Origin of the sequence: Nostoc sp. DedQUE09 (genome assembly GCF_034530915.1) — a bacterium.
Classification (GTDB): domain Bacteria; phylum Cyanobacteriota; class Cyanobacteriia; order Cyanobacteriales; family Nostocaceae; genus Nostoc.
Genome location: NZ_JAVRCE010000018.1, coordinates 88397 through 95954, shown reverse-complemented (window position 1 = coordinate 95954; position 7558 = coordinate 88397). Strand labels below are relative to the sequence as shown.

Below are 7558 nucleotides of genomic sequence, written 5' to 3'. Positions count from 1 at the left end.
TAGATAATGCGATCGCAGTTTCTGAAGGACTGGCAATTACTACAAACGGCAACCTTGTTACTACTGTTGCACCAGATGAAGCGGAAGAAGATGAAGATATAGTTATCGATCAGCCTGTAAGTCCTGTATGGCTCAAAGGAGAGACGGCAGAGCAGATTTTACAAAATTTAATAGATTTAGCTTTACCCGGCTCTGAACTGCTGCCCAAAGATGAAAAGGTTACAGATTCTTTGGCAACACAACTACCGCCACCATTACTGCTAACTTTAAGTCAGGATAATTATATTGCTCGTTGGGGACAAGCTCTTATAATCAACGGGTACATAGAATTCCAAGAAAAGACAAATCTAGATTGGGATGAAACATCATCTTCAAAAAGCTTGCGGGCGCTTGAACTAGAAATTGAACTGCGATCGCCCAAAAACTTGAAAATTTTGACCAAAGTACGGCAATCGTTATCAGACAAGGAGTTGCCCTTTACGATCAATACCTCAATTGATATTCCTGCTGATTGTGAATCCAAGCTAATTTTGGCAGATATCAGTTTGTATGGTAAATTTGCCGATGTCGGTGAAGTCATGCCGTTAGCCACCCAGTCCTTCACGATTACAGCAGATGTAACAGAATTACTGGCAATCACAGCCGCAGCAAAATCCAGTACATTTTTAAACGACCCCATAACATCATCGGATTCATCTGCTGCTTTCAGAGAAACAGAGACACCTGTTAGGCTCGATTTGAAACTGTTAAATCTGGTCAAGACTCCAAAAACAGACCAGTCTCAGATAGTTAATCCATCTCCAAACACACCTTTACCAGCACAAATTAACCTGCAAGTTCTGCGAGAAGCCAACGTGCGGACATCTAAGCTCAATAATTCAAGCATTTCGTTGCCTCAATTACCGAAATTGCCCCCTATTCAAAATGATGCCAACATTCCCACAAATGTTGTTGCAGAGCCACAGACACCGGAGGAGATTGTAGAAAAAGATGCTACTATAGCCACCATCAACTTGGAGCAGTTAGTCATTAAGCAACGTCGAATGCCAAGACTTGAGACTACTTTGCCATACTTGAAACGGCTACAAGCTTCGCCAGATGATGCCGAAGAAAAAGTAAAAAACAATGTTCTTCCAGATGCATTAGAAGTTAAAGCGGCTGAAGAAGACTTGCCAAAGTTGGACGCAGGTGTGGCTGAAGATGAAAATACACCTGAATTAGTAGTAGGTGATGCACAATTCCAGGAAGAATCTGTTGCTGAAGGCAAAGCCCCGCAAAATTCGCAATTCCAGGAAGAATCTGTTGCTGAAGTCGAAGCCTCACAAAATTCGCAATTCCAGGAAGAATCTGTTGCTGAAGTCGAAGCCTCACAAAATTCGCAATTCCAGGAAGAATCTGTTGCTGAAGTAATGGCCCCGCAAAACGCACAATTCCAGGAAGAATCTATTACTGAAGTAGTAGCCCCGCAAAATGCACAATTCATTACAACAGGAAACCTTTATTCATCTCCCCTGCTCAGGAAGTGGATGCAGAGTCAAGGATACTCTTTACCTGAATCTATCAACGATCTGCAACCTCAAGATTACAATAACTATGTTCCAGCACAGCAGATACCCCTTCCTCCTAGTGCAGAAAATGCGAATGTTGATGTTAACTTGCTGTTAGACCTAGATACCAACACGGAGAATAATCTGAACGAAGATTGGAGCAGTTCACACCTTCTCTTAGCTGAAACGCCCAAGGGACAAGAGAGATGGGAAGAAGTCGAAGGATTGACTCCTGAACTGGAGAACTTTAGGGAAGATATAGACACAGCGCAGGAAATAGAACTGGGGATTGGAGAAGATACGGAAATAGAAAAAGTACCAGAAGAACCAACAATCTCATCGGCTCTATTAACACAAGTACCGCCCCCTCCCCCTCCAATAAAAATAAATATAGCGTCAGCTTGGTTGGCGCAAGAAATCGTTGTAGATGATACAGATAGCGAACTGGAAGGCGATACAACTGGGAGTTATACCTTTGAAGAAAAGGAGCAACCACTGTTATATTCATCTTCTTCCTTACCTATAATTGCAGCTGCCACTGAGCCTTTGCCAACTCCACATTTGTATGTGCCAGAAGGTGAATTAATTGCTGGCAAGTCTGTCATAGTGCGCGTAGTACTGCCGGAAGTACCTCTGCAAGTTGTTGTTAAGTTATGGCTTGAAGATTATCAAACTCGCTACTTACTAGATGGCCCCCATTTATTGACAAATTTACTTCCTAATGTATCGGGAGGCTTGGAAGTGATGACACAATTAAACATTCCCTTTGGCTGTTTGGAAATTCGCTTAGGAGCGATCGCACTCGATCTAACAACCCAACAGGAGAGTCACAAAGTCACAATAGTGCGAACCGTAATTCCTCCAGACTTGCCAAGCTTGCAACTAGATGAACTCCTGGGTATGTAACTCAGGTATGAGGGTATTGGGCATTGGGCACAAGAGGCAGAGGGGCAGAGGGGAAAGAACCTGTACAAGAACTCTCCACTGCTCCCCTGCTCCCTATATCCCTATCTCCCAACGTTCCCTGTGTTAAAAATATGAAAGAATTTCAAAAATTTGGCAGAATTTGCAGTAAGCTCATTTTGAATTGTAGTGTGATTTGATAGGAACCTTTACTATGGCAGCTTCTTTTTTGCCTACTGTCTTGGCTAGTACTTCGTACTTATCTGCGATCTTCGTGCCCATAATTGGTTGGGTTTTGCCAGCTGTGGTCTTCGCGTCTCTGTTTTTATACATTGAAAGCAAGGATATCAGCGATATCAACTGATACTGATGTAGTCATTAGTCATTAGTCATTTGCAAAAAACAAAGCACAAATGACAAAGGACAAAGTACAAATGACCAAAATTAATACCGCCCATCTCATAGAGACAGGCGGTTTTTTTAACGTTGATTTCTCAACAAATGCTAGAAAATTCTAACTTATAGTGTTCGGTTCAAACTAACTAATGTTAAATCGAAGAACCGAGTCCGGCGTAGGCACCATAAAAGAAAATGCCCAAGACTGTAATTATACCTAAACCTGCGATCGTAGCGACGACCCACAGGGGAATTCTCCCACTTCCAGACACAGCTTCTCTCCTCCCTTAACAACAAATCAACACACGTTCAATAAACAAAGATTAACAACAATACTTCCAGTTAGTTAAAGAAGTAACTGGAAAACAGAATCCCCAGAACGAAAACTAGTAGTAGTCCCAGGTATAGCGAAGTCCGGTTTAGTTCAACCGGTTGATTATTGGGATTGGGCGATCTTTCTGCCATAATTGCTCCTAACGTTGAATAAATTGCATTGCGGCGATCGCGCCCAAAAAGAATACAGTTGGTACACCTAAAGTGTGTACTGCCAGCCATCTAACGGTAAAAATTGGATAGGTAACTGGTTGATTGATGTTGTTTCCGCTAGTCATGATCTCAAACTACTTTCCAATAAATTCTTCAACTTGTTTTTTAGCTTCAAAACGGTTCTTCACAATGGGCACTTCTTGCCGCGCTGGTGTGAAATACTCGTTGGGACGGGGTGTACCAAAAGCATCATAAGCCAGTCCGGTGCTAACAAATAGCCAACCAGCAATAAATAATGCCGGGATGGTGATGCTGTGGATTACCCAGTAACGAACGCTAGTAATGATGTCCGAAAACGGACGTTCTCCAGTGGTACCTGACATTTAGATCCCTACCTTATACATAGAGTGTTATTGAGTTTATTATCCTACAAAGATAAGAAAGAGTTACAAGTTGCAACGTTCTTCTCAGAAATTGTACGTTGGGAATGGGGCATTGGGCATTGGGAATTGCTTATTTCTCCCTGATCTCCCCTATCTCCCCCATCTCTCCTACTCCCTGTACCTCTTAATCACTAAGCTGCTTCTGAGGAAGTTGCTTCAGGGTTTGGTAGATATTTGAGCAAAACGCCGCGATCGCCAATTATAAATCCCCGCTCTGGCTCTAAGAACACAATCTTGTACAAATTAGCCGCAACTTCTTCTATGTCACGGTCTTTTTCCCAGGTTTTGCCACCGTCGCCACTGCGTAGCAAATTACCGCTACCGCCACCTACCCAAATTTCATTAGGTGTACGATATGCCAAATCTAGTAAACCCCAACTGGTGGATAACTCTGGATATTTTGCTTCTTGCCATTCTTCAGGTTTAGTTGGGTCACTAAACTGAACTTGACCTCCTCTAGCTAGCAACCACAATTGCCCATTTTCACCAAAGCCCATGTTTTCTACGCGCCGAGAACTATTGCGATTATGGGGAACCCAAGCACCTTGGCCTGGCTCCCAAGTCGAGTAGAAGCTACCCTTAGCGGAAACAGCAATATATTTACCATCAGGAGAACGTTCCAAGTTACGCACCACACCCACTGCTGATTCCACCTGGGCTTTCCAGTTTTTGCCGCCGTCTGTGGTCTTATATATGGCTCCAACATTAGTAGCCATTTCCGCTGTATTGTCTGCTAGCGCCTTAACTGCGATCGGGCTACCTGGTAGCTTTTCGCTCAGGGGGATACGCGACCAAGAAGCACCTTCATCAGTAGTGTGTAGTAAAAGTCCAGGCTCTCCGGCAATCCAGCCTTCTTTACCTGCAAAACTTACTGAGTCAAAGCGATACTTCTGCTCATCCAGTTGCAGTGTTATTGGTTTCCAGGTATTACCACCGTCATTGGTTTCCAATAGGGTGGCATTGCTACCGACTAAATAGCCATGCTCAAGGTTATCAGTAAAAGCAATATCCAATAAATTCGAGTCTGTTGGCACAGAAATGACTTTCCAAGGGTTGTAGCTAACAGAGGGAACTTGGCTACACCCTATGCACATCACGACTACTATTAACAAGGCAAATATTCGTTGCCAACCTTTCACAATTGAATGCATCAGTATTTCTTAGTTATTTCTAAATTTTTGTAGGAGTTGGCAGCCAGGATGCTGTACAATCCTGGCTTTTTCATTTTGAATTTTGTTAGCGCAGTGTAAAGCCTCTGGTAGAGAACGTTATTTGGAATTGTTTAAAGGCTGTCATTGTAAGCCGTAAAGACTGATAAAAAACAAGAAGCCAAGAGCCAAAGCACCAAAAATTAGGATATTCTTTTGGGTTGGCGTTAGGTTGTTAACACCCAAACCATAACCGAGATTTTCTTTAAAGCCGGATGCAGTACCGGCAGGGCCGATGTTGGCAAAAGCGGTCTTTTTAGCAGAACAAACTGGACAGCGCCAATTTATGGGCAGTTCTGCAAAGCTTGTCCCTGAAGGAATATCATCTTTGTCGTCTCCCTTTTCGGGTTCGTAAACATAACCGCAGGCGCGACACTCGTAGCGGTCTAACACCGTAGTCTCAACAGCTGGTTCGCTCATGGCTAAGGCCTCGCAAAGGAGAAATCTTAAATATACGTTAAAAATTATGACATAATTGTTAGGCTTTTCTATCACTAGCAAAAGCGAATCAAATACCTGAAGTGCGTCTGTTTCCCAGATTTCAGAAAAACCAAACAGATATAATGTAAAAGAAAGTTACGCAGTTAAGGGATTGGGCGTTGGGTAAAACAGTTCCGAGTTCCGAAAGTTCTGAGTAAAGAAGTGAGATTCCCTACTCAGCATTCAGCACTCAGCACTCAGCACTCAGCACTCAGCACTCAAAACTCACTACTTAAAATAGTCCATAAGCGGTAGATACTCATTGTGTTTGTCCTCAGCGGTTACGAGTACCTTCTAGGTTTCTTCATCATCTGTAGCCTAGTACCTGCCTTAGCGCTCTCAGCTTCCAAGCTCCTACGACCCAGTGGTTACGCTCCAGAACGTCGCACCACTTATGAATCTGGCATGGAACCCATCGGGGGAGCCTGGATTCAGTTCAATATCCGTTACTACATGTTTGCTCTAGTCTTCGTCGTCTTTGATGTGGAGACTGTTTTCTTGTATCCTTGGGCGGTAGCTTTCCACCGTTTGGGGCTATTGGCTTTTATTGAAGCGCTAGTCTTTATTGCAATTCTTGTAGTCGCTTTAGTTTACGCATGGCGTAAAGGAGCTTTGGAATGGTCTTGAATTCTAACTTAACAACCCAGGGTAAAGAACGAATCATCAACCCCATTGAGCGTACCAATGTCACTCAAGACCTTTCAGAAAATGTCATTCTGACGACGGTTGATGACCTCTACGACTGGGCGCGGCTTTCTAGTTTGTGGCCGTTGTTATTTGGTACTGCTTGCTGCTTTATTGAGTTTGCAGCTTTAATTGGTTCCCGATTTGATTTTGACCGTTTTGGGCTAATTCCCCGTTCTAGCCCCCGCCAAGCCGATTTAATTATTACGGCAGGGACTATTACGATGAAGATGGCTCCACAACTGGTGCGTCTTTACGAACAAATGCCAGAGCCGAAGTATGTAATTGCGATGGGTGCTTGCACAATTACTGGCGGTATGTTCAGCGCCGACTCTACCACGGCAGTGCGCGGAGTCGATAAACTGATTCCTGTAGATGTGTATTTGCCTGGTTGTCCTCCCCGTCCAGAAGCAATTATTGACGCAATCATTAAGCTGCGGAAGAAAATCTCCAATGAGTCGATGCAAGAGCGGGGTAAAATTAAGCAAACTCACCGCTATTACAGCACTACTCATAACCTGAAGCCAGTAGAGGAAATCTTAACTGGTAAGTATTTGCAGTCAGCAACTCGCTCTGCACCACCGAAGGAATTGGCGGAAGCAATCGGTATGCCAATACCACCTGCACTGCTGACAGAAAAGGCGCAAAAGGAGGAACAAACCCGTGGCTGAAGAAGAATCTAAACCAGTACCAGCAGCTAAAGAAGAGTCATTGGTACAAGCGGGTAAAGTTTCCCAATGGTTGACGGAAAATGGTTTTGACCATGAGTTTTTAGCACCAGACAAAAATGGTGTAGAGATAATTAAGGTAGCGGCAGATTTCTTGCTTCCTACCGCTACAGCCCTTTATGCTTATGGGTTTAATTATCTCCAGTGTCAAGGTGGTATTGACCTTGGCCCAGGACAAGAATTGGTGAGTATGTATCACTTGATTAAAGTCGGTGATAATAGCGATCGCCCCGAAGAAGTTCGAGTTAAGGTGTTCTTACCACGGGAAAATCCTGTAGTGCCTTCTGTGTACTGGATTTGGAAGACCGCAGATTGGCAAGAACGCGAGTCTTACGATATGTTCGGCATTATCTACGAAGGACACCCAAATCTCAAGCGGCTTTTGATGCCAGAAGATTGGGTAGGTTGGCCTTTGCGGAAGGATTACATCTCGCCTGATTTCTACGAGTTGCAGGACGCTTATTAGATAGTGTTGAATGAGACGCGATGAATTGCGTCTGTACAAGATAGTGGTTTCGGCAGTGATTAACCCCTTTCCGGTGGCGGAGAGGGGTTATGTTTTTGGTGTTTCATGTAAAGTTGGTTGATAAAACTTGCTGTAATCCAGTGTTTAAAAACTTTACACAGAAGATTTTGTCTACTCAAATATTGATGAGTTGAAGTTTGACTATACTTTCATTGTT

Annotated in this window: 11 protein-coding genes; 5 read left to right on the top strand and 6 right to left on the bottom strand. The window is 43.6% G+C overall.

The features are described from left to right. Positions 1–11 precede the first annotated feature (11 nt). The gene (locus RMY27_RS14310) at positions 12–2453 is read left to right on the top strand and encodes a hypothetical protein (RefSeq protein WP_416212344.1); all 2442 of its coding nucleotides are present in this window, start codon (positions 12–14) and stop codon (positions 2451–2453) included. Positions 2454–2664: 211 nt separating this feature from the next. Further along, the gene (gene psaI, locus RMY27_RS14305; protein ID WP_322664197.1) at positions 2665–2814 is read left to right on the top strand and encodes a photosystem I reaction center subunit VIII; all 150 of its coding nucleotides are present in this window, start codon (positions 2665–2667) and stop codon (positions 2812–2814) included. Between the two features lie 184 nt (positions 2815–2998). On the opposite strand, the gene RMY27_RS14300 is transcribed toward psaI, so the two are convergent. From RMY27_RS14300 to RMY27_RS14275, 6 genes are all read right to left on the bottom strand, one after another. Then, the gene (locus RMY27_RS14300; RefSeq protein ID WP_012411803.1) at positions 2999–3118 is read right to left on the bottom strand and encodes a photosystem II reaction center protein J; all 120 of its coding nucleotides are present in this window, start codon (positions 3116–3118) and stop codon (positions 2999–3001) included. A 70-nt stretch (positions 3119–3188) separates the two neighbouring features. After that, positions 3189–3311 (bottom strand): photosystem II reaction center protein L, encoded by a 123-nt coding sequence (locus RMY27_RS14295; protein ID WP_094332364.1) that lies wholly within the window; start codon positions 3309–3311, stop codon positions 3189–3191. A gap of 8 nt (positions 3312–3319) precedes the next feature. Beyond that, a complete protein-coding gene (psbF, locus tag RMY27_RS14290; protein WP_015115279.1) occupies positions 3320–3457 on the bottom strand; it encodes a cytochrome b559 subunit beta in 138 nt (45 codons plus the stop codon). Positions 3458–3466: 9 nt separating this feature from the next. Continuing rightward, positions 3467–3715, bottom strand: a complete 249-nt coding sequence (psbE, locus tag RMY27_RS14285; protein WP_094348030.1) for a cytochrome b559 subunit alpha — start codon at positions 3713–3715, stop codon at positions 3467–3469. A gap of 191 nt (positions 3716–3906) precedes the next feature. Next, positions 3907–4926, bottom strand: a complete 1020-nt coding sequence (locus RMY27_RS14280) for a photosynthesis system II assembly factor Ycf48 (protein WP_322664195.1) — start codon at positions 4924–4926, stop codon at positions 3907–3909. Between the two features lie 141 nt (positions 4927–5067). After that, positions 5068–5403, bottom strand: coding sequence for a rubredoxin (locus tag RMY27_RS14275; RefSeq protein ID WP_322664193.1), 336 nt, complete (start codon positions 5401–5403; stop codon positions 5068–5070). Positions 5404–5727: 324 nt separating this feature from the next. On the opposite strand from RMY27_RS14275, the gene ndhC reads away from it, so the two are divergent. Genes ndhC through RMY27_RS14260 form a run of 3 tightly spaced genes read left to right on the top strand, consistent with a single transcriptional unit; the run spans position 5728 to position 7341 of the window. Continuing rightward, a complete protein-coding gene (ndhC, locus tag RMY27_RS14270) occupies positions 5728–6090 on the top strand; it encodes a photosynthetic/respiratory NAD(P)H-quinone oxidoreductase subunit C (protein WP_012411797.1) in 363 nt (120 codons plus the stop codon). Continuing rightward, positions 6081–6818 carry a photosynthetic/respiratory NAD(P)H-quinone oxidoreductase subunit K gene (gene ndhK / locus RMY27_RS14265; protein ID WP_322664191.1) on the top strand — a complete coding sequence of 246 codons (738 nt, stop codon included), beginning with the start codon at positions 6081–6083 and terminating at the stop codon, positions 6816–6818. Before ndhC ends, ndhK begins: the two co-directional genes overlap by 10 nt. Further along, positions 6811–7341 carry an NAD(P)H-quinone oxidoreductase subunit J gene (locus tag RMY27_RS14260; protein ID WP_322664189.1) on the top strand — a complete coding sequence of 177 codons (531 nt, stop codon included), beginning with the start codon at positions 6811–6813 and terminating at the stop codon, positions 7339–7341. Before ndhK ends, RMY27_RS14260 begins: the two co-directional genes overlap by 8 nt. The last annotated feature ends 217 nt before the right edge of the window (positions 7342–7558 follow it).

Bases quoted from the DNA above. Each gene is read 5' to 3' on its own strand.
- psbF (WP_015115279.1), bottom strand. From the start codon at position 3,457: ATGACTAGCGGAAACAACATCAATCAACCAGTTACCTATCCAATTTTT.
- ndhK (WP_322664191.1), top strand. From the start codon at position 6,081: ATGGTCTTGAATTCTAACTTAACAACCCAGGGTAAAGAACGAATCATC.
- RMY27_RS14275 (WP_322664193.1), bottom strand. From the start codon at position 5,403: ATGAGCGAACCAGCTGTTGAGACTACGGTGTTAGACCGCTACGAGTGT.
- RMY27_RS14280 (WP_322664195.1), bottom strand. From the start codon at position 4,926: ATGCATTCAATTGTGAAAGGTTGGCAACGAATATTTGCCTTGTTAATA.
- RMY27_RS14295 (WP_094332364.1), bottom strand. From the start codon at position 3,311: ATGGCAGAAAGATCGCCCAATCCCAATAATCAACCGGTTGAACTAAAC.
- psbE (WP_094348030.1), bottom strand. From the start codon at position 3,715: ATGTCAGGTACCACTGGAGAACGTCCGTTTTCGGACATCATTACTAGC.
- psaI (WP_322664197.1), top strand. From the start codon at position 2,665: ATGGCAGCTTCTTTTTTGCCTACTGTCTTGGCTAGTACTTCGTACTTA.